This is a genomic window from Aerococcaceae bacterium zg-252, assembly GCA_016237705.1.
Taxonomy (GTDB): Bacteria; Bacillota; Bacilli; order Lactobacillales; family Aerococcaceae; genus Globicatella; species Globicatella yangjingiae.
The window spans coordinates 1344276-1371126 of record CP066204.1 but is presented as its reverse complement, the minus strand read 5'-3'; the positions used below and the strand labels follow the sequence as shown (position 1 = coordinate 1371126).

Below are 26851 nucleotides of genomic sequence, written 5' to 3'. Positions count from 1 at the left end.
ATACAAATGAGCGAACAGGAAGTAGAAGTTCCCGTATTAGATGATTATGCCTATGGTTTTAAAGATAATGCAGAAATTATTTTTTCAACAGGAAAAGGACTAAGTGAAGAGGTTGTTAAAACAATCTCGGCACATAAACAAGAGCCACAATGGATGTTAGATTACCGTTTAAAATCATTGGAAACATTTTATAAAAAGCCGATTGTTGACTGGGGTGCAGATTTATCTGATTTAAATTTTGATGAGATTACTTATTTTCAAATTGCCAGTGAAAAGCCGGCACGCTCTTGGGACGATGTACCAGATGAAATTAAGCAAACCTTTGAGCGCTTAGGGATTCCAGAAGCAGAACGTGCCTATTTGGCAGGGGCAGCCGTTCAGTATGAATCAGAAGCTGTCTATCATAATTTGAAAGCAGAATTTGATAAATTAGGAATTATTTTTACAGATACGGATACGGCTTTACGTGAACACCCTGAAATATTTAAGGAGCATTTCGGTACCGTAGTTCCCCCAACGGATAATTTTATTGCAGCGTTAAACGGAGCTGTATGGAGTGGTGGGACGTTTATTTATGTGCCAAAAGGTGTGAAATGTGATATTCCACTGCAAACGTATTTCCGTATTAACAATGAGGGTACAGGACAATTTGAACGTACCTTGATTATTGTGGACGAAGGAGCGAGTATCCATTACGTTGAAGGGTGTACGGCTCCAACGTATTCAACTGCGTCTTTACATGGTGCTGTTGTTGAGATTATCGTGAAAAAAGATGCGTATTGTCGTTATACGACGATTCAAAATTGGTCGCATAATGTGTATAATCTCGTTACAAAACGTGCTCATGCACATGAGGGAGCAACAATGGAATGGGTCGACGGTAATTTAGGGGCACATATTACGATGAAGTATCCGAGTGTCTATTTACAAGGGCAAGGTGCTAGGGGAACGGTTATGTCGATTGCTTTTGCAGGTCATAATCAGACGCAAGATGCAGGTGCAAAAATTTATCATAATGCTCCGAATACGTCTAGCTCGATTGTTTCTAAATCAATTGCTAAAGACGGTGGGACAGTGAACTATCGTGGGCAAGTGTATTTTGGAAAACAGTCGCAAGGTTCGATGTCACATATTGAGTGTGATACAATTATTATGGATGAAAAATCAAAATCGGATACGATTCCATTTAATGAAATTCATAATGGTCAAGTTGCCTTAGAGCATGAGGCAAAAGTGTCACGTATTTCAGAAGAACAATTGTTCTATTTAATGAGTCGTGGCTTGTCAGAGGCGGCTGCAACGGAAATGATTGTAATGGGATTTGTTGAACCATTTACGAAAGAATTGCCAATGGAATATGCAGTTGAGCTGAACCGATTAATTAGTTTTGAAATGGAAGGTAGTGTAGGGTAGCTACTATATATACGCTAGAAACGTTGTTGGAATAAGGTTTCTAGCGTTTTTTTGTTTTGAATGGAATAATTATACAGAACAACAGCAGTCAGAATTGACACTCAATCATAAAAGTAATACAATGGTATTACTGAATGGGAAGCGAGGGATAACATGGCTACTATTACTTTAAAAATATCAGAACAAGAAAAACTATTTTTGCAAGGTATGGCTAAACTTGAAGGTATTAGTTTATCGGAATTGATTCGTAATAAAACATTGCGTTCAATTGAAGACGAATATGATGCGAAAGTTGCAGATATGGTATTAGAAGATTATGAAGAATATCTAGCAAATGGTGGACAAGTACTATCATGGAGTGAGCTAACTCATGGTTTATAATCTTGTTCCAACACCTTTATTTTTTAAACAATTTAAAAAGTTAGATAAGTTTGTTCAAAAGCAAATTAAGTCTTATTTAGAATCTGTTGTGACGAATCCACGTTCAAAAGGAAAAGGATTAGTTGCGAATCGTAGTGGACAGTGGCGGTATCGTATCGGTGATTATCGTGTTATTGTGAATATTCAAGACAATGAAATGGTGATTTTAGCGTTAGAAGTCGGACATCGCAAAAATATATACTGAAATTTCTGCTTAAAAATATTATATGGAATGAATTGTGATTATATCGAAAAATGGAGTATAACAGCAAAAGTTTTTATGTAAATTTTTAAATATCATTGATTTTTTGAGTCAATTTTTTTGCTTATTTTCGATAGTTTACTTATTAGAGATTTGCTAGACTTCTCCCTATTTTCAGTTGACTTTTACGCATATTATCGGTATTATTATGACAGTTAAAGACAGATAAAAGAAGATAGTAAAGCGATTTTGGGAGAGTGGAAGCCAAAACGAATCGGTGGCATGTTTTTAACCAGTTTGAATAATGAAACGAGAGAGTTGGGACTGATTATTTTATTTATCAATCCCCATAAATTAGGGTGGAACCGCGATTTAATCGCCCCTATGAGTGAACGAGCGTGTTCATTCATAGGGGTTCTTTTTATTCCGGCTCCAATGAGCAGAAATGACGTCCACTTCGCAAAGCTCTTGAAGTGCTTAGGCACTTCTACGACCGTTGCTCCAGTGATTCAAGTCAGTTCCCCCTAGTTCGCACTATATATTTACAAAAAGGAGTAGTGATAATATGGCTAAAAAACAAACAATGCAAAATATTATTATGACATTGCAACAATTTTGGGCTAAGCAAGGTTGTATGGTATTACAAAGTTATGATACGGAAAAAGGTGCAGGAACAATGAGTCCATATACTTTTTTACGTGCGATTGGCCCAGAACCATGGAATGCCGCGTATGTTGAACCGTCTCGCCGTCCGGCTGACGGACGTTATGGAGAAAACCCAAACCGTTTATTCCAACATCATCAATTTCAAGTAGTGATGAAGCCGTCACCATTGAATATTCAAGAATTATATCTTGAAAGTTTAGAAGCAATTGGGATTAATCCATTAGAGCATGATATTCGTTTTGTTGAAGATAATTGGGAAAATCCGTCACTTGGCTGTGCTGGTTTGGGCTGGGAAGTGTGGATTGACGGTATGGAAATTACTCAATTTACTTATTTCCAACAAGTCGGTGGTTTAAAATGTATGCCGGTAACTTCTGAGATTACTTATGGTTTAGAGCGTTTAGCGATGTATATTTTAGACGTTGAAGATGTTTATGAATTAGAGTGGCTCGAGGGTGTTAAATACGGAGAAATCTTCCGGCAACCTGAACGTGAACATTCGACTTATGCGTTTGAATTAAGTAATAGTGAGATGTTATTCCAACAATTCGATGCGTATGAAACAGAAGCGTTGAAATTAATCGAAGCTGGGCTAGTGCATCCAGCGTATGATTATATTTTAAAATGTAGCCATAGTTTTAACCTTTTAGATGCACGAGGTATGATTTCTGTATCTGACCGTGCAGGATTTTTAGCACGTATTCGTAAAATGGCTCGTTCTGTTGCACAAGCATTTGTTGATGAACGTGAACGTTTAGGTTTCCCATTATTAAATAAAGAGTAGAGGTGTGAATGATGAGTAAACAGTATTTATTAGAAATTGGTTTAGAAGAAATCCCTGCACGTTTTTTGCAGTCATTAAGTCTACAATTAAAAGAGCGTGTGGAACAATTTTTACAAGCAGAACGTATTGAGTTTGAAAACATCACGCCTTTATCTACACCACGTCGTTTATCAGTGATTGTGGACGGTTTAGCAGAGAAACAAGAAGATGTTTCCGAAGTTGCTAAAGGGCCTGCAATGAAAATTGCTAAAGACGAAGCGGGTAATTGGTCAAAAGCAGCATTAGGATTTTTGCGTGGACAAGGTGCAACTCCTGAAGATAGTTTTGTTGAATCTATTAAAGGTGTAGAGTATTTGCACGTTAAAAAATTTATTCCAGGTCAACCAGTTGAATCTGTTTTAGCTAAATTACCACAAGTCATTCAAGCGATGACATTTCCAGTGACAATGCATTGGAATCAGATTGAAACAAGTTTTATTCGTCCAATTCATTGGATTGTGTCACTTTTAGATAGTGAAGTAGTGCCATTTGAATTTGTTGGAGTGACAGCTGACCGTTTAAGTCGTGGACATCGTTTTTTAGGGCATGATGTGTTAATTCAATCACCTGCAACCTATGTTGAGCAATTAAAACAAGAGTTTGTTATGGTTGATTTTGTTGAGCGTCAAGCAGTCATCAAAGCACAAATAGAAGATTTAGCAGCGAATCAGCAGTGGGTAGTGCCAATTGATGCTGATTTGTTAGAAGAAGTTACGGCAATTGTGGAGTGGCCGACAGTCTTTTATGGCGAATTTGAAACGAATTATTTAGAAGTGCCTGAGCAAGTATTAATTACGGCAATGCGTGACCACCAACGTTATTTCTATGCAACGGATAAAACTGGTAAATTATTACCATACTTTATCTCGGTGCGTAATGGGAATGCTGAGCATTTAGAACAAGTTATCAAAGGAAATCGCAAAGTATTGCGTGCTCGCTTAGAAGATGCCTTATTCTTCTATAAAGAAGATTTGAAACGCCCATTATCGTATTACTTAGAAAAATTAGAGCATGTAAATGAACACTTTAAATTAGGTTCATTAGCAGCGAAACAACGTCGTATTGGCGAATTAATTCTAATGGTAGCTGATGCCATTCATGCAGATGAACAAGCAGTTCAAGATGCTGTTGCAGCAAGTCAAGTGTATAAATATGACTTAATGACACAAACAGTTGGTGAATTTGATGAATTACAAGGTGAAATTGGTGCTGTGTATGCTGAACATTTTGGCTTGTCATCAGCAGTGGCAACGGCGATTAAGGAACAATATTTACCAAAATCAAGTGGTGGAGCGTTACCAACAGCAACTGCTAGCCAATTATTAGCTGTAGCTGATAAATTGGATACATTGATTCATTACTTTAAAGTAGAATTAATTCCAACTGGTTCAAATGACCCTTATGCGTTAAGACGTCAAGCGACAGGTATTGTTGAAATTGTCTTAGCGAATCAATGGAAGTTTGACTTAAATGCTTTGTTATTACAACACCCATTAGTCAAAAATGATGAGCCGTTATTAGCAGCATTACAAGAATTTTTTAAAGCACGTATTGCTGTTGCTTTAGAACGTGAACACATTGATTATGATATTATTCAAGCAGTTATTGCGAATAAACAATTGGTATTAACTCAAATGGTTCAAACAGCGACACAATTACAAGCGAAAAAAGCTCAAGAACCAGAACAATATCGTCAAATCGTTGAGGCGATTACACGTGTCGTGAATTTAGGAGCTAAAGCAGAGGTAGCAGCAATTGATGTAGACCTTGCACAGACAGTGTCGGAAACAGCATTAATTAATTATGCTTTATCATTAGGATTAGGTAATGTTATCGATGTATTGCAACAATTAGTCAATCCAATTCAAGCGTATTTTGAAGAAAATATGGTCAATGCAGAAGATGATGCGATTCGTCAAAACCGTTTAGCAACTATGCGTACTTTAACGGATTATGTATTGGATTATATGGATCCACGTCAATTAATTAGTAAATTTTAAAAAATAGATAGGATAGAAAGGAAGTGAGGTAATAATGGCAACTTTTTTAGACCGAGCAAAAGTCAATGTAAAAGCTGGTAAAGGTGGCGACGGTATGGTCGCTTTCCGTCGTGAAAAATATGTTCCAGACGGTGGGCCAGCTGGTGGTGACGGTGGACGTGGTGGCGATGTTATTTTCCAAGTAGATGAAGGTTTACGTACTTTAATGGATTTTCGTTATAATCGTCATTTTAAAGCTGCAAATGGTCAAAATGGTATGAGTAAAAGTAAATATGGTGCAGGTGCTGATGATTTAATTGTCAAAGTTCCACCTGGAACGCTCGTTCGTGATGTTGAAACAGGTTCGTTAATCGCCGATTTAGTCGATAATGGTCAACAAGTTATTGTCGCAAAAGGTGGACGTGGTGGTCGTGGTAATATTCGTTTTGCGACACATAAAAACCCAGCTCCGTCAATCGCAGAAAATGGTGAGCCTGGCGAAGAACGTGAATTATCTCTTGAACTAAAAGTTTTGGCAGATGCTGGCTTGGTTGGTTATCCGAGTGTGGGAAAATCAACCTTGCTTTCAGTCGTTAGTAATGCGAAACCACGAATTGCCGATTATCAATTTACGACACTAACACCTAATTTGGGTGTGGTGCAATTAGGGGTAGACCAAGAATTTGTATTGGCAGATATGCCTGGATTAATTGAAGGGGCATCACAAGGTGTCGGACTAGGAATTCATTTCTTACGTCATATTGAACGGACGAAGGTACTGATTCATGTTATTGATATGGCAGCTACTCATGGTCGTGACCCTTATCAAGACTTTTTAGATATTATTAATGAGTTAGCAGCTTACAATGAAAAATTATTAGACCGTCCGATGATTTTAGCACTCAATAAAATGGACGAGGTAGCTGCACAAGAAAATGTTGCTGGTTTTAAAGAAAAAGTCGTGACTTACTATCAAGACAGACGACAAGAAGTACCTTTTATTTATGAAATTAGTGCATGGCAAACAACTGGAATTAAAGATTTGTTGAAGAAAACATATGAATTAATTCAAACAACTGAGTTTGTACCATTGACAGAAGAAGTAATCGAGGCAGTACATTATCAATTAGAAGAGGAAGTACCATTCCATATCGAATCACTTGGCGAAGGCTACTGGCGTTTATATGGTGAGAAAATCGAAAAATTATATGCGATGACCAATATGGTTCATGATGAAAGTATTGCGCGTTTTGCTCGTCAACTACGCTCAATGGGAGTGGATGAGGCATTGCGTGAAGCTGGAGCGATGCCAGGCGATATTGTTGATTTATCAGGCTATCAATTTGAGTTTGTGGATTAATTGAAGGTGAATCCATGACACAAGTATTGAAAAGAAAATTACCTTATTTTAACGCATTGGACGGATTAAAGGGATTAGCGATTATCATTATTCTAGCCTATCGTTACATGGAACATTTAGTTCCTGGTGGTTTTTTAATTGTCAATTTATTTCTGTTTATCGCTGGATTTTTAAATTTTCGTTATTTTCATTATCGTATTAGACAAAATCAACCGATTGATTTCAAAGATTATTATCGGCGATGTTTTGAACGTTTATTTTTCCCAATGCTTTTTATGATGATGTTGTCAGTGGTTTTGATTTTGTTTTTTGCACGTGGCAATTTTTACAATTTACGTAGTATGGGATTTTCGAGTCTGCTCTTTAGTAATAACTATTATCAGATTTTATTAAAGCAGTCATATTTTAATCAAGCTGTCAATCAAAGTCCGTTTGCACATTTATGGTTTACGTCATTATACGGACAATTCATTTTAGTGACACCACTGTTGGTTATTTGTTGTTATCAATGGCATAAAAATTCTTCGCTTGCGATTAATATGTTATTAATTTTAAGTTTGGTATCAATGAGCTTTATGGCTTATATGCAGTGGGTTGGCAGTCCAATTTCCCAAATCTATTATGATTTTTGTGCACGTATTTCTGCGTATACTTTAGGGGGCGTGTTGGGATTTATTATTCCATTGTCCATTCAGCCTAAAGAATTAAAGCAGTCGACGAAATGGCAATTAACCCTTTTGGGTGGAGGCGTATTTTGGTTAGCATTGATGATGATTTTATACATGTATGGCACACGACCATTTGCTTATCGTTTCGGTTTGTCACTCTTCTCTTTATTAAGTGTGGTAATGGTCTTTGTGGCGATTTATCCAGGTACGATTTGGCATCGACTTTTCTCAAGTAAACCATTGGTATGGTTAGGTAAGCGTAGTTATTCGTATTATTTATGGTTATATCCTGTGAGTTTAATTTTGCCACGCATGATTAAAGTGATTAATCGAAATTATGTCATTCATATTGTTGCTAGTGTTTTGGTGACGGCATTGCTGGCTGAATTGACCTATCAGTTAATTGAGCAAAAGCGTATCAGTTTGCCTTTTGGACAAGATTTTAATTGGCAAAAAACGAAGTTTCAGTTGCATTATTTGAATGAGAATAAATCAGGAATGCTCGGTGTTAAATGGACAATGAGTTGCTACGCATTTGTTGTCATCGTTGGATTGCTTGGAATGTTATTTGCACCGCAACTTGGTTCAGGGGAAACAAAGACATTGGCTGCGACATTTGAACAAAATACGGCACTTGCTGCTAAGACACGCAATGGAGATGTCAACAATAAGCTGGTGATTAATAATATTGAAGGGTTGGAACAGCAAGTAAAATTGTATGCGAATGCCTTAGATGTCACATTTGTAGGGGATTCCTTATTATTAGCGTCAGCTAAAGAAATTTTAGATGTCTTCCCTAAAGCCGTATTAGATGTACAGGAAGGTCGTCAGTTATACGCAAGTGTTGAAACGATTGAGAAATTGAAACAGGATAATCGCTTAAAACCAATAGTGGTCACTGTGGTCGGTTTAAATGGGACCTTTACACAAGGGCAAATCAATGACTATATTAAAGCAATTGGTGACGAGCATCTCATTTATTTTGTCCTAATGGGGACGAATCTTTCATGGGCAAAACAACTAAACGAGCAATTAATGCAAGCAGCACAACGATTTGGTAATGTTCGCATCATCGATTGGTCATCTCTTATTAATTCACACCCTAGCTGGCTTTTAGATGATTTTCATCCGAATGCAGTAGGGTCATTGGAATTAGCCAAGTTAATTGCGAGCGAATTATATCGTCAACGCTAAGGGCTATCAATAATGAGAAATGACCCATACAAAGTATAGGAGCAGAAGTGAATGAAATTATTATTTTTAGGGACTGGTGCAGGTGTGCCTGCAAAGTCACGTAATGTTAGCTCGCTAGCATTAAAATTATTAGATGAATTAAATGAAACGTGGTTATTCGATTGTGGTGAAGCAACGCAACATCAAATTTTAGAAACGACATTAAAACCACGTAAGATTACCAATATTTTTATTACCCATTTACATGGGGATCATATTTTTGGATTACCAGGTTTTTTGAGTAGTCGCTCATTTCAAGGTGGTGACGGCGACCCATTGACGATTTATGGTCCAGTGGGCATTCGCCAGTTTGTGCAGTCAGCACTCCGTTTTTCAAAATCACGTTTATCTTATCGTATTAAATTTGTGGAATTAGAAGATAAGGGAGGGGTACTGAATTTATCGAATGGTTGGCAAGTACAGTATTTGCCTTTAAATCATGGAGTGGAATGTTTTGGATATCGCATTATTGAGCCAGATGCACAAGGTGAATTATTGGTTGATTTATTAGCACCGTATAATATTCCAAATGGACCGATTTTCGGACAATTAAAACGTGGCGAAACAGTAACACTCAGTGACGGAACGGTACTAGACGGCAAACAATTCATTGGACCTGAACGCAAGGGAAGAATTGTGACCATTTTAGGTGATACTAAACCATGTGAGAATTTAGCAATTTTAGCACAAAATGCTGATGTATTGGTACATGAAGCGACTTATGAGGGCAGTGAAGCTCCATTAGCAGCAGCCCATTTCCACTCTACTAATGTTCAAGCAGCTACTGTTGCGAAAAAAGCTAATGCAAAGCAATTGTATTTGAATCATATTAGTGCTCGTTATTTAGGAAAAGAAGCGAAACAATTAGAAATAGAAGCTAAGACAGTGTTTGAAAAGACACGTTTAGTGTATGATTTACAGGAGTATGATATTCCAATGAATGAGGAGGCAGCAGAATGATGAATGGTCAACATATTTTAATCACTGGTGCTTCGAGTGGTATCGGAGAAGCAGTTGCCCGTAAAGCAGCTGCTCAAGGTGCTGCTCTAACACTTGTTGCACGCAATACGAAAAAATTAGCACAATTAGCAAAAGAATTAGTAGCACAATACGATACGTCAACATTAGTCGTAAAATGCGATATGTCGGAACCAAAACAAATTGAACGCTTGGTTAAAAAATCAGTGCAACGCTTTAAAAAGATTGATGTGCTATTGAATTGTGCAGGATATGGAACGTTTAAGGACGCTGTTGATTTTTCTTATGATGAAATTGTCGAGATGTTTAAAGTGAATACCTTTGGCATGATGTACTTATCACAATTATCAGTACCATATATGTCAAAAGGTAGCCGAATCTTTTTCGTTAGTTCGATTGCAGGAAAAATTGCGACACCAGCATCAAGTGTTTACTCAGCATCTAAATCAGCTATTTTAAGTTATGCAAATGCATTGCGTTTAGAATTAAAAGCAAAAGGGATTATGGTAACATCTATCAATCCAGGTCCTGTTCGAACAGAATTTTTCAGCCATGATGAGCGTTCGCAACAATATTATGAACGTGTCAAAGATATGAGTCTGTCGGTCGATACAGTTGCTGAGCAAATTATTCGAGTGGCAATGACGCAGCCGTCACGTCGTGAAATCAATCTACCATTTTCAATGTCTTTGGCAGCTAATTTATATAACTTATTTCCTAAAATTGGTGATTTTTTAGCATTGAATGCTTTTAATTTGAAATAATGGTAATACGAAAGTATCGTTGAACTTGTTAAATAGAGTGATGCGTGATAAAGTAAAAGAAAAGTGAAAGAGAGGCGTTTCTTTATGAAAGGACAATGGAAATTAATTGTATCATTAATTATATTAATTTTAGTAGTGGTATTTGCATTACAAAATACCGGCTCTGTTCAAGTTGATTTCTTCTTTGCGAAGTACCAAATTCCACTTGTATTAGTGATATTATTTAGTTTATTAATCGGTGTGATTGTCGGTTTAATTGCATCATTCTCATCGATTACAATTCACATCCGTGAGAAAAAAGAGATTCAAAAAGAATTATCAGCTTTAAAAGAAAGTCAATTGCGTGAATTGTCAGATAAAGATAATGAAATTACACATTTGCGTACACAAGTGCGTGAGTTAAAGCAAGTGAAGAAGAATACAGTAAATGTGAGTCAAGAAGAAGTTGCTGAATTAACGCCAAGTATGGAAATGGAAGCGACTGACCAAGCAGAAATTGTTGAATAATGGAGTAAGTAATATGCGACGTTCTCAATATTATTGGCAATATCCGTCGGTTTCCGATGAAACTGCAGAGCAACTCAATCAATTACAATTGGCGGGACTGAATTATTCACCCGCTTTTCTGCGTTTATGCTTGCAGAGAGGTTTAAATACGCCACAAGCGATTCAACAAGCTACCAATCAAGAACCACAACTTTATCATGACCCATTTTTACTTTACGATATGGATAGGGCTGTCGAGCGATTGCACCAAGCAATCGAGAGGGGCGAACATATTTTAATTTACGGAGATTATGATGCAGACGGTATTACAAGTACCTTGATTCTCGTTGAATGCCTTGAAAGTTTAGGTGCTAATTATTCGTACTATTTGCCGAATCGCCTAATTGACGGCTATGGGCCGAATTTGAATCGATATAAGCAAAAAATTGAAGAAGACGGTGTGCAGCTGATTTTAACTTGTGACAATGGAGTAGCTGGGTTTGAGGCGATTGACTATGCAATGCAACAAAACGTAGACGTTATTGTATCGGATCACCATGAATTGCCACCAACTTTGCCTGATGCTTATGCGATTGTTCACCCCAAACACCCTAAAGGTGATTATCCATTTAAAGAATTGTGTGGTGCAGGAGTTGCATTAAAATTAGCTCATGCGTTGACTGGTGAATTACCGGCTGAGGCATTGGAATTGGCAGCGATTGGGACGATTGCTGACTTAGTGTCTTTGACGGATGAAAATCGTACGCTCGTATTGAGTGGACTAGGAATGATGAAAGAAACGGTCCGATTGGGATTGGAAATGTTATTGACTCAAGAAAAAGTCAATTTACAAGAAATTAATACTGAAACTATTGGTTTTATTGTTGGGCCGAGATTAAATGCGATTGGCCGATTAGGAGATCCGACGCCAGCACTCGAGCTATTAAGGGCAGAAGACGAAGATGAAGCACTCGCTTTACTACAAATAATCAATGAACAAAATAAGGAACGGCAATCAATCGTCACGACTATTACACAACAAGTGATTCAACGAATTGAAGCAAAAGGGGCTATTCCAGATATTATTATCGAAGCTGATGCCGATTGGCCAGCCGGAGTGTTGGGCATTGTAGCGAGCAGATTAGTTGAACAATATCATCGTCCAGCGTTAATTTTTCAATATTTAACTGAAAAAGAGCAATTTCGTGGCAGTGGACGCAGTATTGCTGGAATTAACTTGTTCCGTTGGTTAAGTGAGCAGTCAGAGTATATTGCACAGTTTGGTGGTCATGACCAGGCAGCTGGTTTAACGATTGATGCACAACAATGGGAGTTGTTTAATCAATCAATGGCAGATTCTGCTATTGATTTTCGTGAGATTTTGGCACAAAAACCAGAACTTTGTATTGATGTTTGCATTCAACCAGAAGAATGTACCGTTGAATTTATTCAAGAATGTGCACAATTAGGACCATTTGGTATGGATAATCCTAAACCAATGATTGCCTTTGACCCAGTGCAATTAAAGCAAAAGCGTTTGATTGGTAGTGACCAACAACATGTTAAATTTGTGGTGGCAGACATTGATAGCGATAAGTCAGTTGAGGGGATTGGTTTTAATAAAGCAGCTCTGTTTGAAACGATTAATTTGCAACAAGAATGTGCGATTGCTGGAGAATTATCCTTAAATCAATGGAATGGACAAATAACGCCACAAGTGCAATTAAAAGATTTAGCTGTTTTTGGTATGCAATGGCGAGATTTTCGAGCATCAAAAATCAATCCAGCGATATTATCTGCTCAAAAAGCATTATTCATGTATCAGCAGTCTGCTTTAGGTGAATGGCTTAAGCAACATATTAATACTTCAAGTGTGATTGCATCGTATGATGAGATTGAAACTTTTGATTTATCCGAGTTTGAGCATTTGGTTTTATTTCAGCCACCAGCAAATTTAAAATCATTTGATAATTTAATGCAACATTCATGGGCATTAGTTGATTTAGGTGTGTATTTAGAAGAATCGAAATGGTTAGCAGGTTTACCGACTAGAGCCGACTTTGCGATGATTTACCGTTGGATTCAGCAGCAAAAAGAACCAATCAATGTGCGAAATACTTTACCACAATTAAGTAAACAATTTAATTTACCGATAGTGAAATTAAAAGGTATATTTCACGTGTTTTTTGAAGCAAATTTTGTTACAATAAATAATGGTTTTGCTGTTGCACAAGTCATTGATTCTAATACAAAACATGATTTGTTCAAAACGAGTGCTTATCAACAGTATGAAAAGGCATATCAGGCAGAAGCATTACTAAATTATCAAACAATCGATCAGATTAAATTATATATAGATGAATTGAGGAATTAAAATGGATTTAAAACAATATATTGCACGTGTTGATAATTATCCTTCGGAAGGCATTATCTTTCGTGATATTACACCATTAATGGCAGACGGAAAAGCCTTTTCTTATGCGACACAACAAATTGTCAACTATGCTAAAGATTTAGAAGTTGATGTGGTAGTAGGACCTGAAGCACGTGGTTTTATCGTCGGCTGTCCAGTTGCTTATGCATTAGAAATTGGCTTTGTTCCAGTACGTAAAAAAGGTAAATTACCACGTAAAGTCGTTGAAGTAGACTATTCATTAGAATATGGTAGCAATACCTTAACGATTCACGAAGATGCGATTAAACCAGGTCAACGTGTTTTAATTACGGATGATTTATTAGCAACTGGTGGGACAATTAAAGCAACGATTGATTTAGTTGAAAAATTAGGTGGTGTTGTAGCAGGCTGTGCATTCTTAATCGAATTAGATGACTTAAAAGGAAAAGAATTGTTGGCTGGTTATGACTATATAACATTAATGAACTATTAATTTTAGAAGTGAAAATCTTGAAGTATCAAAATCAATGACGTTTTCGGTAACTTAGTTTTCTACTGGATGATGATTCTGATACTTCTCTTTTTATTACATTCAGAATAGGAGAATATATGAAAAAAATATTAAAAACTATATTTAGCATTATGATGATAGGATTTTGTAGTGTCTTAAAGGTTGAAGCGGCACCTGAAACTTTTGATTTTCAGGCTGAACTTGTTCCATTAAGTTATCAATTAAATGCTTTAGACCCTAGTGGGTTAGCATCTTTTTATCAAGAAATGATTGGAATGTCATTGTTAGAATCGGATGAAGAAGCGATGTATTATCGTCTAGGAACAAGTGATGGTCGTACATTATTAGAAATTTTCCCAGCAACATCAGAAAAAAGTGCGACAACAGGCTTATACCATGTTGCCTTTGTTTATGAAACACGAGAACAGTTAGGAGGAGTCTTGCGTCATCTATTGAAAAATGCGGCTATCATGGATGGTTTTGCTGACCACGGAACGCATGAGGCGATTTATTTGCCAGATGCGGAGGGAAATGGTATTGAATTATACAAAGACAAGCCACAAGAAGAATGGTTAAGTGCTGACGGTACGGTGATGATGACGACAAAAGAATTTCCGACGGTTGAGATATTTGAACAAGGAGATAGAACGTATAATGGTTTCGATGAATCGGTAAAAATCGGTCATGTTCACCTTGTTGTTGGCTCAATTGCACAAACAAATAATTTTTATCATGATATTTTAAATTTAACGATTACGAATAACAATGATGCTCGTGCGACATTTTTAGCATCAGGAACGTATCATCATCATATTGCCGGGAACACATGGCAAGGTGAGGATTTACCACAAATAACAGACGGACAACAAGGCGTGAGAATGATTCGTTGGGGTGTTAAGGATCAAGCAATTTATGATTACTTAGTTCAAAAATTAGATGAACAGCCATACCCTTATTGGATTGAAGACGATAAAATTATGGCTTATGACAATTCCGGCCTATTATTATCAATTGAAGTAGTAGAGGATTTATAATATGCGAGTAGTAATTCAAAAAGTGCAAAAAAGTCAGGTGACTGTCGATAATCAAATGGTTGGGCAAAGTGGGGTCGGTCTATTGTTATTAGTCGGCGTGACACATGATGATACAGCAGAAGATATTGATTACTGTGTACGTAAAATTATTAATATGCGTATTTTCGAAGATGAAAATCAAAAGATGAATTTATCACTGCAAGATGTGAAAGGTTCGATTTTGTCGATTAGTCAGTTTACTTTGTATGCTGATACGAAAAAAGGGAATCGTCCTAGTTTCACTGATGCAGCTAGACCAGAATTTGCTAATGAGATGTATGAACAATTTAATGAGCGATTACGTCAAGCAGGGATTACAGTAGAAACGGGTATTTTTGGTGCGATGATGCAAGTGTCACTCATCAATGATGGGCCAGTCACCATTATTTTGGATTCAAAAAATAAATAGAAACTTGATTTAGCAAGCAAAAAGAAAAGCGATGACACCCCACGAAGCTAAAATTGCAGGTGCTTTATCTGTGATTACGCTAGTTTTATTTCTATTAATGCTAGACCAAGTCGGCTTGACACATATCTTTGCTTAAAACTGTCAGAAAATTATAACGAGAGCATCAGTCGTTTCAATCGAAACAGGCTGATGCTCTCGTTTTGTATGATGTTATTCTTCTTCTGTTGCTGAAGTATTGTCATCAGAACTTAATTCTTCCCCAAGTTTAATAATATAATCACTTAATTCTTGTGAAATTTCAGGATGTTTCAATCCGTATTCAATGCTCATTTCTAAGAAGCCGATTTTACTACCCACATCGTATCGTTTGCCGTCAAAGCGTTTCGCAAAGACACGTTGCGTTAAGTTGAGTGTATCAATGGCATCGGTTAATTGAATTTCGCCACCAGCACCTGGAGCTTGATTTTCTAAAAGATTGAAAATCTCTGGTGTCAATAAGTAGCGACCGATAATTGCTAAATTACTAGGTGCTTCTTCCGGTTTTGGTTTTTCAACAAAGCGTTGCACGTTATAGACACCGTCTTTGATTTCACGCTCTGGGTCGATAATACCGTATTTTGAAGTATCGGCAGGGTCTACTTCCATAACTGCAATATTAGACGCATGTGTTTCATTATAAACATCAATTAATTGTTTCGTTAATGGCACTTCGCTGTCCATTAAATCGTCACCGAGCATTACGACAAACGGCTCATCACCAACAAAGGCTTTCGCTTGTAATACAGCGTGACCAAGACCATTTGGATAAGGCTGACGCACAAAGAATAAATTAATATTTGTTTTTTGTTTAATTAATTCTAATAAATCGTTTTTCCCTTGTTTTGCTAAATGCTCTTCTAATTCAATATTAGCATCGAAATGATCTTCAATTGAACGTTTACTTTTTCCAGTTACGATTAAAATATCTTCAATTCCAGAAGCAATCGCTTCTTCGACAATAAATTGAATGGTTGGTTTATCGACAATTGGTAGCATTTCTTTTGCCATTGCCTTAGTTGCAGGTAAAAAACGTGTACCTAAACCAGCTGCAGGAATGACGGCTTTTCTAACTTTTTTCATTCTTTTAGTTCCTTTCCACTATTCATGATTTGCTCATACAATATTTTATATTCTTGATGAATCGTGTCCCAGTTAAATTGAGTAGCACCGACAAGTGCTTGTTGGGATAGTGTATCGTAATGGTTTAAAATATAATCAATCGCCTTAATAAAAGCAAGTTCATCATTTTTATCAACACTGACGCCTATTTGATGATTTTGAAAGAAACTATCAAATCCTTCATTTTTACTATAAATAACCGGTAGTCCTTGACTCATCGCTTCAGGATAGACTAGACCAAATGTTTCAGGTGAAGATAATAGTGCAAATATATCCATTTGACGATAAAAATCGAGTAAGGCTTCTTTTGATTTTGGTCCATGATAGTGTACAACTGGATGATTATTAAGTTGCTCAACAATTTTTGGATTCCAAGCGGGACCAATTACATGCAGCTCGATTGGATGAATATTATCGTTGTAAGATTTGACCATATCAGCTAATTGTACAAAACGCTTTTCGGGAATGGCTTTCCCTACCGATACCATACGAATAGGGTGGTGGAAACCAACAGGTCGATTCTCATAACGATTGTCGAGCCAAAAAGCATCAATCCCATTGCGAATTACTTGTGATTTTGCTAATAACTCGTCTTTCATAAAATTTGGAATATGGTGGTCAAAAACTTCATTAAAATTATTTTGTGAAATAAAAATAATTTTAGCCGCATGTTTTAAAATTTTGAGCCCCATAGCTTTTAACCAAGGCATTTTATCAAAGAAAGTACGAATATCGGTGCTGCGAACAGCTACAACATATGGAATATCTGTTTTCTTTGTAAATTGATATGCTAACCACCCATTTGAGAATAGCGAGTGTGCATGAACTAAATCAAAGGCTTGACTGTCGTATTGCTGCTTTAAATCTTTCAGTATGCGATGATGTTTCAAGTGAAAGACATAACGATCGAAATGATGATGATTGCGACTTACTAATGTATAGTCACCTGTCGCAGCGATACGATCGCTTGGATATTGATGTGAAATCGGCACATAAACTTGAATATTATATTGTTCTTCAACTTGACGCTCATATAATTGCTTAAATAAACCAGAAGTAGAGTAATAAGAATTAATATGTAAAATGTTCATTACTCAACTCCTAACTGTAACTCGAGCGTTTCTATCCGTTGCTCAAGTTCGTCAATTCGTTCCATTAATTCGACTTGACTTTGGACAGAAAGGGCAGGATTGTCATCTCGAATTCTAAAAAAGTCAATGATCCAATATCCAATGACAAAAATCGCCACGACAACAAGAATAAGTGAAAGTAAGCCTCCACGATCGAGATGTTTATCGATTTCATCAATTTGTTTACTAATTTCTTTTTCCATTGCTTCAGCGTGGTTTATTTTGTCTTTCATGCCTATTTCCTCCAATTTACGTTTTTGACTAGAACGCCCATTCACCATTACGGAAAATCGCTACACGCTCGCCGTCTTTTGTAATACCGTCAATATTCATATCTGCTGTTCCCACCATAAAATCAACATGGACATTAGAACGGTTTAATCCAGCAGCCTGTAATTCATCTTGTGTCATTTTAGTTCCATTTTGAACAGATGTCGCATAAGCTGAACCGATTGCTAAGTGATTTGACGCATTTTCATCGAATAAAGTATTATAAAATGTCACATTCGATTGAGAAATAGGAGAACTATGTGGCACTAATGCTACTTCACCTAATGAGCGAGAACCGTCATTTTCTTCGACTAATTTGCGTAACGTTTCTTCACCTTGAGCTGCTTTAACATCAACGATTTGACCGTCTTTAAAAGTAAAGGTCATATCTTTAATTACGACACCATTGTAACTTAATGGTTTTGAACTTTTAATAATGCCGTCTGCACGACGATAATCCGGTGCAGTAAAGACTTCTTCAGTCGGCATATTAGCGATAAAAATTTCACCTTGTTGATTGACACTGCCAGCACTTTCCCAAACGTGATTTGCAGGTAAACCAACTGTAAAATCAACACCAGGTGCAGTATAGTGTAAGGCATCAAATTGTTGCTCATTTAAGTAATCCGCTTTGGTATTCAATAAGGCTTCATGTGCATTCCAAGCTGAAATTGGGTCTGCTTCGTAAACACGAGTTGTTTTGAAAATTTGATCCCATAATGCATCTAATTTTGCTTCAGCTGATTCTAAGTTAGGAAATACTAATTCTGCCCACTCTTGACCAGCAGCAGCACAAACAAGCCAGCTAACGACATTTGCTTGTGTCGCAATACGTTGTGCTTCAAGAGATTTCGAAGTGGCTTTTGCAGTAGCCGCTAATTTTTCATGGTTGACATCTTTTAAGGCATTTGGATTACCAGAACGTAGGGCAATACGTTTTGCACGTTTTTCAATGTCATAATGGCTTTCGTCAATTTTATATTGTGGAATATCTGTCAATGTTTCAATGCTTTGATGTGTATAAGCTAAACGTGCTAATTCATCGTCCATCCAGCTTACTTTAACATGAGCAGCACCGAATTCATAAGCATGTTTTGTCAATAAGCGAACGAGTGGAGCTTGTTCTACATCTGAACTGATGATGACATGGTCACCTTTACCAACATTTAATCCTTTACCTACTAATAATTTTGCGTATTTATCTAATAATTGATTGAAGTTTTCTAATACCATTTAATAACCTGCTTTCTAAATTATTCCACTTTATCTGCAATAGCATTTGCTAATGCTTGTAAGTTGACGATGTCTTCATCTTCTGCATTTAAGTTTACTTTGACACTGTCGCCACCTTTTGTTGCACCTGTTTTAATAAACTGGTCTTCGAAAAAGTCAACAGCTGCACAGAAATAGTCATAAAAATCATCGCCTGAACCAAAGACTCCAAAAATTTTCCCTGTTAAATCTAATTCACCTAATTCTTCGTGAAAATCAATCATCTCATCAGGTAGTACGCCGTCTACACCGTAGGTATAGCTACCCACGATACAAATGTCATAATCTAAAAAATCTTGTGCATCGGCTTGCATTGAGTCAACGATTTCAACGTCAATCCCTCTTGCTTCAAGTGCTTCGGCTACAATATCAGCCATTTGCTCAGTATTACCAGTAAGACTAGCGAAAACGATTAGTGCTTCTGCCAATTGTATATTCCTCCTTTAAGTAAGGTGTTCGATAATGATAATTAACGTCTTGTAGGTTGATGATACTGTATAGCTATGTATCATTATGCCTACTATCGAAGTACCTATTTCTAATTCAATATGAAAATATATAGACTTATTATACCAAACTTTTAATCATAGGGCATAATAATTTTGCTAAAAGTTTTGATACGTTAAATTTTCTAAAAAATTAGGGGTTCAACATTGAGAAGTCTTTGAAAAATGTTATAATCAAGACAGTAAGTTTTTTTAAATATTATGATTAGTATTGAAAAGAAAAACATAACGTATAGGGGAGTGTTTTATATGGCAGTATTAGTAACAGGTGGAGCTGGATATATTGGTAGTCATACAGTTGTTGAATTACTAGCTCTAGATAAAGAAGTTGTGATTGTCGATAATTTTTATAATAGTAAACCAGCCGTATTAGAACGAATTAAAGAAATTTCAGGTAAAACCTTTAAATTTTATGAAGCTGATATTTTAAATCGTGATGCATTACGTGAAATTTTTAAAGAAAATACAATTGAATCTGTCATCCATTTTGCAGGATATAAAGCAGTAGGAGAGTCTGTTGCTAAACCGTTAGCTTATTATCATAACAATATTGAGGGAACACTTGCGTTAGTAGAAGTGATGCAAGAATTTGGTGTTAAAGATATTGTCTTTAGTTCATCTGCAACGGTGTATGGATTAAATAATCCGTCACCATTAGTTGAAACAATGCCAGCTGATACAGCAAATAGTCCGTACGGTTATACAAAAGTAGTCAATGAACATCTATTACAAGATTTGGCAGTGTCAGATAATGAATGGAGTATTACGATTTTACGTTATTTCAATCCAATCGGAGCACACGAATCAGGTCGCATTGGAGAAGACCCACAAGGGATTCCGAATAATTTAATGCCATATATTACGCAAGTGGCAGTTGGAAAACGTGAGCAATTGACAGTTTTTGGTAATGACTATGATACGCATGACGGAACTGGTGTTCGTGATTATATTCATGTCGTTGATTTGGCGAAAGGGCATATTCGTGCATTAGCAAAAAATGAGCAACAAAAAGGTGTTAAAGTTTATAATTTAGGTACAGGTGTTGGGTATAGTGTATTGGACTTAGTTCATGCGTTTGAACGTACGAATGAAATAGAAGTCAAACACGTTATCAGCGAGCGACGTCCGGGTGATGTGGCAGTATGCTATGCAGATGTAACTGCAGCCAATCGTGAGTTGAACTGGAAAACTGAAAAAACATTAGAAGATATGTGCCGTGATTCATGGAAATGGCAATCAAACAATCCACAAGGATATGGTGCATAGTATGTTGGTGATACGATGAAGAAATCACAACCAGTTAGTAGAAACCAAACCATTGGTCAAACCATTGCACCAAGAAAACGACCGAAACGTAAAAATCCGTTCATTACAGGATTTATTGCGATGATTGTTTTAGTAATATTATTTTTCTTCGCGTATCAAAAGTATCAGCGAGCATCGCATTATTATAACCAATTTTTATACCAATCTGAATGGCAAATGGAAGATGAACATGCGATGATGCAATCCCAGCCGACCGTTATTTTGACGGTCGGTATGGCTTTTCCGGACGCTGGAAGAATCCAACCGGAACAAGCGATTGCTTGGCAATTAACAGCTATTAATCCACAGACTAAAAAGAGTATTCAATTTAGTCTGTCTCCGGAACTCAAAATCGGTGATAAAACACTGGTTGAATATAATCCACGCAAGGAAATGATACAAATTCAATCTCAAATTGAAACACTCATCAATACTCCTGTGCAATATGCCACATTATATAATCTATCGCATGCAAGACCTTTATTTGAAAAGTTACAAGGGTTGGCGATTCAGGCGGAAACTAATTTACAACTTGACGACAAAGTCATTACAGCAGGCGAGGAAACTTTACTTTCAACTAGGCAAGTATTACAATATATTTTACATGATTCTGATGAAACCAATGAACTAACTGCACAACGACAAATAGAAGTAATGGATAGTTTACGGAAAAAGCTATTCGATTGGCAGCATTTTTTAAATTGGCAATATTATTTTGAAGCAGCAGATACAGCGATTAATAGTTCTATTACTTGGAAAGAGTTTTTACGATTAAGCCAACTAAGTTGGCAGCAATCGCTTGATAATGCTACTCATGTAATGATTTCAACAGCGAATCAAGATGAAGTACGTCAGCAAATCCAAAGATTAATGAGTGAAGAGTGAGTGATGGATTGGAGAGAGAAATCATGAGTTTAATTAAGGAAGATCAGCATGTTTAAGAATAAAAAGGGCAAAATCAGCGTAATAAAGATATTGCTGGTATTACTTGCAGTAGTCATCATTGCAGGTGTCGGTTTATTTTATAAAATCAACCATGATATTCAAGGACTAAAACAATCGGTGGTAGAAGAAGTAGCGATACAACCGATTCGTGAAAAAAAAGTAGAAATTACCAATAGTGATCCGATTAATATTTTATTGCTCGGAACAGATGGTAATAATATTGAACGTTTAGAGTCTGAAGGATATGTAAGCCGTTCTGATACCATTATGATTGTCAGTTTGAATCCTGAATTGCAATCGACTAAAATGCTAAGCATTCCACGTGATACCTTGACCTATATAGACGGTTATTCCACTCCGGACAAAATCAACCATGCTTATGCCTTTGGTGGTGCTCAATTGTCGATTGACACGGTACAAAAGTTTTTAAATATTCCGATTGACTACTATGCTGTTGTCGATATGTCGGCATTAGAGCAATTGATTGATGCGATTGGTGGAATTGAAGTGACGAGTCCATTAACTTTTACCTATCGTGGCACGAATTTTAAAAAAGGAGAAACACGTCAAGTCAATGGAGTCAAAGCGATGAATTTTGCAAGAATGCGATACGATGACCCACAAGGTGAAATTGGTCGTCAAAATCGACAAAAAATTGTGATTAAGGCGATTGTGGATAAATTATTATCTGTTAACTCCATTTCATATTATTCAGACTTATTAAAAATTGTGGCGAAAAATGTTAGAACGAACTTTGATTTTTCAACATTGTTGTCGGTCTATCCTAAATATATGCCAGCATTAAATAATATTAGTGCACTTCGCTTTGAAAAGTTTCAAGAAATTTACTTTGATGAAATTTTTTATTTTTACATTCCGATGAGCGACCGTTTAAAAGTTGCGAATGAATTAAGGCAACATACGGATTTACCAGTCATTACGGCGAATACGTTGAAAGACCCATTATCCGATTCGGATAAACCAGTAACGAAGACGACGACAATTGTGATGAATCAATATCCAAGTGGTTTATCGCAAGCACAAATTGATGAAATTAATGAGGCACAACAATTGGTTCAAACGATTCGACAACAAGAAAATTATTATAATTATGATAACTATACGAATCCGTCAGTGAGTAATTACAATGAAGTAGGCAGTGGTTGGACAGCACCAGTGGTGACACCGCCAATTTCACAGTCTGAAAATAGTACGTTAATTACCTCACCACCAGTTCCAACTGATCCGGCTATATCAGAAATAGCCCCACCAGTAGTAGAACCGACTGAACCTGAGATACCGGAAACACCAGTTGAGTCGGTGGCAGATCCGGTTGGTAATGCACCGAGTGAAGAATAATGTCAAAATAGAAAGCAATACTGCTGATTTTTCAATGTTTATTAAAGTGAAAGAAGGAAAAATATGAAAATTACCGTAGTGGGTGCTGGATACGTTGGTTTATCCAATGCTATTTTGTTCGCACAACATCATGAGGTTACGCTTTTAGAAATTAATCCAACGATTGTCGAAAAAATTAACCGACGTCAAGCACATATCGTTGACAATGAAATTCAAGACTATCTATCGAATAAACAATTGAATTTAACTGCGACAGATGATGCCCAATTTGCTTATGAAAAAGCTGATTGGATTGTGATTGCGACGCCTACCAATTATAATGAAACAACAAATTATTTTGATACGACATCAGTTGAAAGTGTGATTACACAGGTCGCAACTTTAAATCCGAACGCCATTATTGTCATCAAATCGACGATTCCAGTTGGATTCACTGAGAAAATGCAACAGTTGTATCCTAATTTAACGATTATTTTTTCACCGGAATTTTTGCGTGAAGGTCGTGCATTGTATGATAATTTATATCCGTCACGCATTATCGTTGGCAATCAAGGAGAAAAAGGACAAGCGTTTGCTGATTTATTATTAGAAGGTGCGTTGAAAGAAAATGTCGAAATTTTGTTGATGAATTCGACAGAAGCAGAGGCAGTAAAATTATTTGCGAATACCTATTTAGCAATGCGAGTATCGTTCTTTAATGAGTTGGATACTTATGCTGAAGTGAGAGGGTTGGATACGAAGTCGATTATTCAAGGAGTTGGATTAGACCCACGTATCGGAACGCATTATAATAATCCGTCATTTGGCTATGGCGGATATTGCTTACCAAAAGATACGAAACAATTATTAGCGAATTATACTAATGTGCCGAATAATTTAATTGAAGCGATTGTATCATCGAATGCGACACGTAAATCGCATATTGCCAATCAAATCATTAAATTGAAGCCGAAATGTGTCGGTGTGTATCGTTTGACGATGAAGACCGGTTCAGATAACTTTAGAGAATCATCAATTCAAGGCGTAATGGAATTATTACGTGCTAAAGGAATTGAAGTTATCATCTATGAGCCAACTTTATCAGTAGATGAATTTGAAGGCTATCGTGTTGAACCTCAGTTAGCGAATTTCAAAGAACAAGCACAAATCATTTTAGCGAACCGACACTCAGATGCCTTAGCAGATGTAGTGGATAAAGTTTATACACGAGATATTTTCAATGAAAATTAAGGTAGGAGCGAGATTGCTCTGATTGGAACAAATGGGGCAAAATTCTTGCATAAGGTTAGTGCATATAGGGATTTTGTGAAGTGAATGCCAAGATAAGCCTAACAAACATAATGAATCAAAATGGGTTTGAAAGTATGTTTCAAACCTGTTTTTTTCACATAGTGCGAGAGAGGACGTTCTGCCTTGAATCACTGGAGCAGAGGTCGAAGAAGTGCCAAAGCACTTCAAGAGCTATGCGAAGTGGACGTCGAGGCAGTCCGAACGAGCCGGAATTAACATAGTGCGACAATGAGCGTTTTGAAATGAACCACTGGAGCAAAATGCCGGAGTGCGTGATAACGCACAGAGGTGTTTTGTGAAGTGGACGTCATTTCAGCTCATTGGAGCCGTTATCCATATAGTGCGACAATGGAACTAAGTACTATATTTTAATTAACAAGGTGGTGATAGATGATGTTTACTAAGCAATTACGATTGAGTGATTTCGATAATGAAGCATGGCAGAGCAAAGGTTTTGACGTGCAAGAGAATTTCGTGAGAAAAAAACTACAATTTGATGAAGCACCACAGTTGAGTGTGAACATAACGGTGACTCAAACTGGAACATCTATTGAAGTCATCGATTTACAATTTGATGATGTCTGGTTACCTTTTTATCAAACGAATCATTCGAATGCCGAACGTATCAAAGAATTAATTCAGCAGCAATTATTAGAATGGTCGACGAACGAACACATGACGCAAGAACGCATGGAAACATTATTAAGCCAACAATTTCCGCAGGCACAAATTGAGCGACCATGGGAAAAATCGCCTAATTTTTCAACTTTTAAAATAAATGGTAGTTGGTTTGCCTTGTATACGGAAATTTCAGGTGAAAAAATAGGATTAGATACAAAGGAGAATGTATCGATTTTAAATATTAAATTACCACCTGAAACAATTAAGGCTCGTATTGATTACCATACGTTTTTCCCTGCTTACCACATGAATAAAAAGCATTGGCTGTCCATTTATTTACGTGAAAATACAATTAGCGAAGCCATAATGTCAATGATTCAACAGAGTTATCATTTAGTATCTCATTAGTTACCAAATTATGAAGGAGGGAAAGTATGCAATATGGATTGTTAACCTTTGCTGAACCAGTACCGGATACATCACGTAAAATCTTACATGTCGATATGGATGCTTTCTATGCCAGTATTGAAGTGCGCGATAATCCAGCATTAAAAAATCGTCCAGTTGTCATTGCCAAGCACCCCAATTTAACAGAGGGTAGAGGAATTGTGTCGACGTGTAATTATATTGCTAGACAATACGGTATTCACTCGGCGATGCCTGCGATGAAAGCCTATAAATTATGTCCCAAAGCCGTATTTATTCAAGGAAATATGCAGTATTATCAAGAAGTTTCCAATCAAATACGTCAAATATTTTTAAAATATACGGATAAAATCGAACCTTTATCATTAGATGAAGCCTATTTAGATGTAACCGAAAATCATTTAGGTGAATGGAGTGCTCTTAAATTAGCACGCATGATTCAACAAGAAATATGGGATACTTTGCAGTTAACGTGTTCGATTGGAGTATCCTATAATAAATTTATTGCTAAAATTGCATCGGATTTTCACAAGCCAAAAGGTATTACACTGGTGACTCCAGAACAGGCGGTGCCATTTTTAAAGCAATTACCGATTGAAAAATTTTATGGCGTTGGTAAAAAATCAGTGGGGCATTTTCATGAATTAGGCATTAAGACAGGCGAAGATTTGTATAATACATCGTTTGATACGTTAATTCAACATTTTGGCAAAATGGGGTACTCGCTCTATCATAAAGTGCGTGGTGTTCATGATGCACCGGTCAGCAATCAACGCAGTCGCAAATCGATAGGTCGTGAGCGAACATTCAGTCAATTTTTAGAACAGGAAGCACAAGTGCTCGACCATATTCAACGCTTATGCGAGCGTGTCATGGAAAAAGTCCAAGCCAAAGGAGTTTTAACGAACTTAGTGACTTTAAAAATACGATATGATGATTTTGAAACTATCACTCGTCAACAACAGGTGGTCGAATATTTTAATGACGCTAAAAATTGTTATCAAATTGCACAGCAACTGTGGCAATTGCATGGTAATCTTGATAAATCAATTCGGTTGTTAGGAGTATCGGTGTCGAATTTAGTTGAACCGGAATCGATGACGATTCAATTGAGCATTGATGAGTTGTAAGCAAATGTTGGGACTGAGAGCAGTGCCAACTTTTTTGCTTACTGCCGAAATTATGAGCT

Annotated in this window: 25 protein-coding genes; 20 read left to right on the top strand and 5 right to left on the bottom strand. The window is 36.8% G+C overall.

What is annotated here, in order from left to right; genetic code table 11:
* Positions 1-6 precede the first annotated feature (6 nt).
* The 14 genes from sufB (at position 7) to JDW14_06335 (ending at position 15380) form a co-directional block, all read left to right on the top strand.
* Positions 7-1413 carry a Fe-S cluster assembly protein SufB gene (gene sufB, locus JDW14_06400; GenBank protein QQD64959.1) on the top strand — a complete coding sequence of 469 codons (1407 nt, stop codon included), beginning with the start codon at positions 7-9 and terminating at the stop codon, positions 1411-1413.
* A gap of 153 nt (positions 1414-1566) precedes the next feature.
* Positions 1567-1794: an antitoxin gene (locus JDW14_06395; GenBank protein ID QQD64958.1), complete on the top strand. Its 228-nt coding sequence runs from the start codon at positions 1567-1569 to the stop codon at positions 1792-1794.
* On the top strand, positions 1784-2038 hold the full coding sequence (locus JDW14_06390; protein QQD64957.1) for a type II toxin-antitoxin system RelE/ParE family toxin: 255 nt from the start codon (positions 1784-1786) through the stop codon (positions 2036-2038). Before JDW14_06395 ends, JDW14_06390 begins: the two co-directional genes overlap by 11 nt.
* 562 nt (positions 2039-2600) lie before the next feature.
* The gene (glyQ, locus tag JDW14_06385) at positions 2601-3485 is read left to right on the top strand and encodes a glycine--tRNA ligase subunit alpha (GenBank protein ID QQD64956.1); all 885 of its coding nucleotides are present in this window, start codon (positions 2601-2603) and stop codon (positions 3483-3485) included.
* A gap of 11 nt (positions 3486-3496) precedes the next feature.
* Positions 3497-5524 carry a glycine--tRNA ligase subunit beta gene (locus JDW14_06380; GenBank protein ID QQD66520.1) on the top strand — a complete coding sequence of 676 codons (2028 nt, stop codon included), beginning with the start codon at positions 3497-3499 and terminating at the stop codon, positions 5522-5524.
* Positions 5525-5558: 34 nt separating this feature from the next.
* Entirely contained in the window at positions 5559-6863 is a 1305-nt protein-coding gene (gene obgE / locus JDW14_06375) for a GTPase ObgE (protein QQD64955.1), read from the top strand.
* A 14-nt stretch (positions 6864-6877) separates the two neighbouring features.
* Positions 6878-8725 (top strand): acyltransferase, encoded by a 1848-nt coding sequence (locus JDW14_06370; protein ID QQD64954.1) that lies wholly within the window; start codon positions 6878-6880, stop codon positions 8723-8725.
* A 51-nt stretch (positions 8726-8776) separates the two neighbouring features.
* Complete coding sequence (rnz, locus tag JDW14_06365) at positions 8777-9724, top strand: ribonuclease Z (protein ID QQD64953.1); 948 nt, start codon at positions 8777-8779, stop codon at positions 9722-9724.
* On the top strand, positions 9721-10506 hold the full coding sequence (locus JDW14_06360; GenBank protein ID QQD64952.1) for an SDR family oxidoreductase: 786 nt from the start codon (positions 9721-9723) through the stop codon (positions 10504-10506). Before rnz ends, JDW14_06360 begins: the two co-directional genes overlap by 4 nt.
* Positions 10507-10590: 84 nt before the next feature.
* Positions 10591-11013: a LapA family protein gene (locus JDW14_06355; GenBank protein ID QQD64951.1), complete on the top strand. Its 423-nt coding sequence runs from the start codon at positions 10591-10593 to the stop codon at positions 11011-11013.
* A 13-nt stretch (positions 11014-11026) separates the two neighbouring features.
* Positions 11027-13366 carry a single-stranded-DNA-specific exonuclease RecJ gene (gene recJ / locus JDW14_06350; GenBank protein QQD64950.1) on the top strand — a complete coding sequence of 780 codons (2340 nt, stop codon included), beginning with the start codon at positions 11027-11029 and terminating at the stop codon, positions 13364-13366.
* A 1-nt stretch (position 13367) separates the two neighbouring features.
* Entirely contained in the window at positions 13368-13880 is a 513-nt protein-coding gene (locus tag JDW14_06345; protein QQD64949.1) for an adenine phosphoribosyltransferase, read from the top strand.
* 116 nt (positions 13881-13996) lie between these two features.
* Positions 13997-14932: a VOC family protein gene (locus tag JDW14_06340; GenBank protein QQD64948.1), complete on the top strand. Its 936-nt coding sequence runs from the start codon at positions 13997-13999 to the stop codon at positions 14930-14932.
* A gap of 1 nt (position 14933) precedes the next feature.
* On the top strand, positions 14934-15380 hold the full coding sequence (locus JDW14_06335; GenBank protein QQD64947.1) for a D-tyrosyl-tRNA(Tyr) deacylase: 447 nt from the start codon (positions 14934-14936) through the stop codon (positions 15378-15380).
* Positions 15381-15590: 210 nt separating this feature from the next.
* Here JDW14_06335 and galU read toward each other — a convergent pair whose 3' ends face one another.
* Genes galU through JDW14_06310 form a run of 5 tightly spaced genes read right to left on the bottom strand, consistent with a single transcriptional unit; the run spans position 15591 to position 19638 of the window.
* Positions 15591-16499 carry a UTP--glucose-1-phosphate uridylyltransferase GalU gene (galU, locus tag JDW14_06330; protein ID QQD64946.1) on the bottom strand — a complete coding sequence of 303 codons (909 nt, stop codon included), beginning with the start codon at positions 16497-16499 and terminating at the stop codon, positions 15591-15593.
* Positions 16496-17629 (bottom strand): glycosyltransferase, encoded by a 1134-nt coding sequence (locus JDW14_06325; GenBank protein QQD64945.1) that lies wholly within the window; start codon positions 17627-17629, stop codon positions 16496-16498. Before JDW14_06325 ends, galU begins: the two co-directional genes overlap by 4 nt.
* Entirely contained in the window at positions 17629-17901 is a 273-nt protein-coding gene (locus tag JDW14_06320) for a hypothetical protein (protein ID QQD64944.1), read from the bottom strand. The genes JDW14_06325 and JDW14_06320 overlap by 1 nt, the downstream gene beginning before the upstream one ends.
* A gap of 28 nt (positions 17902-17929) precedes the next feature.
* Positions 17930-19171 (bottom strand): aminopeptidase, encoded by a 1242-nt coding sequence (locus JDW14_06315; protein ID QQD64943.1) that lies wholly within the window; start codon positions 19169-19171, stop codon positions 17930-17932.
* A gap of 20 nt (positions 19172-19191) precedes the next feature.
* Positions 19192-19638: a flavodoxin gene (locus JDW14_06310; GenBank protein QQD64942.1), complete on the bottom strand. Its 447-nt coding sequence runs from the start codon at positions 19636-19638 to the stop codon at positions 19192-19194.
* Between the two features lie 327 nt (positions 19639-19965).
* Here JDW14_06310 and galE point away from each other — a divergent pair, with 327 nt between their 5' ends.
* The 6 genes from galE (at position 19966) to dinB (ending at position 26792) form a co-directional block, all read left to right on the top strand.
* Positions 19966-20982, top strand: coding sequence for a UDP-glucose 4-epimerase GalE (galE, locus tag JDW14_06305; protein ID QQD64941.1), 1017 nt, complete (start codon positions 19966-19968; stop codon positions 20980-20982).
* Between the two features lie 15 nt (positions 20983-20997).
* Positions 20998-21906, top strand: a complete 909-nt coding sequence (locus JDW14_06300; GenBank protein ID QQD64940.1) for a hypothetical protein — start codon at positions 20998-21000, stop codon at positions 21904-21906.
* Between the two features lie 48 nt (positions 21907-21954).
* On the top strand, positions 21955-23325 hold the full coding sequence (locus tag JDW14_06295; protein ID QQD64939.1) for an LCP family protein: 1371 nt from the start codon (positions 21955-21957) through the stop codon (positions 23323-23325).
* Between the two features lie 63 nt (positions 23326-23388).
* On the top strand, positions 23389-24555 hold the full coding sequence (locus tag JDW14_06290) for a nucleotide sugar dehydrogenase (GenBank protein ID QQD64938.1): 1167 nt from the start codon (positions 23389-23391) through the stop codon (positions 24553-24555).
* Positions 24556-25005: 450 nt separating this feature from the next.
* Positions 25006-25644 carry an MmcQ/YjbR family DNA-binding protein gene (locus tag JDW14_06285; protein ID QQD64937.1) on the top strand — a complete coding sequence of 213 codons (639 nt, stop codon included), beginning with the start codon at positions 25006-25008 and terminating at the stop codon, positions 25642-25644.
* A gap of 26 nt (positions 25645-25670) precedes the next feature.
* Positions 25671-26792, top strand: a complete 1122-nt coding sequence (gene dinB, locus JDW14_06280; protein QQD64936.1) for a DNA polymerase IV — start codon at positions 25671-25673, stop codon at positions 26790-26792.
* Positions 26793-26851: the final 59 nt, after the last annotated feature.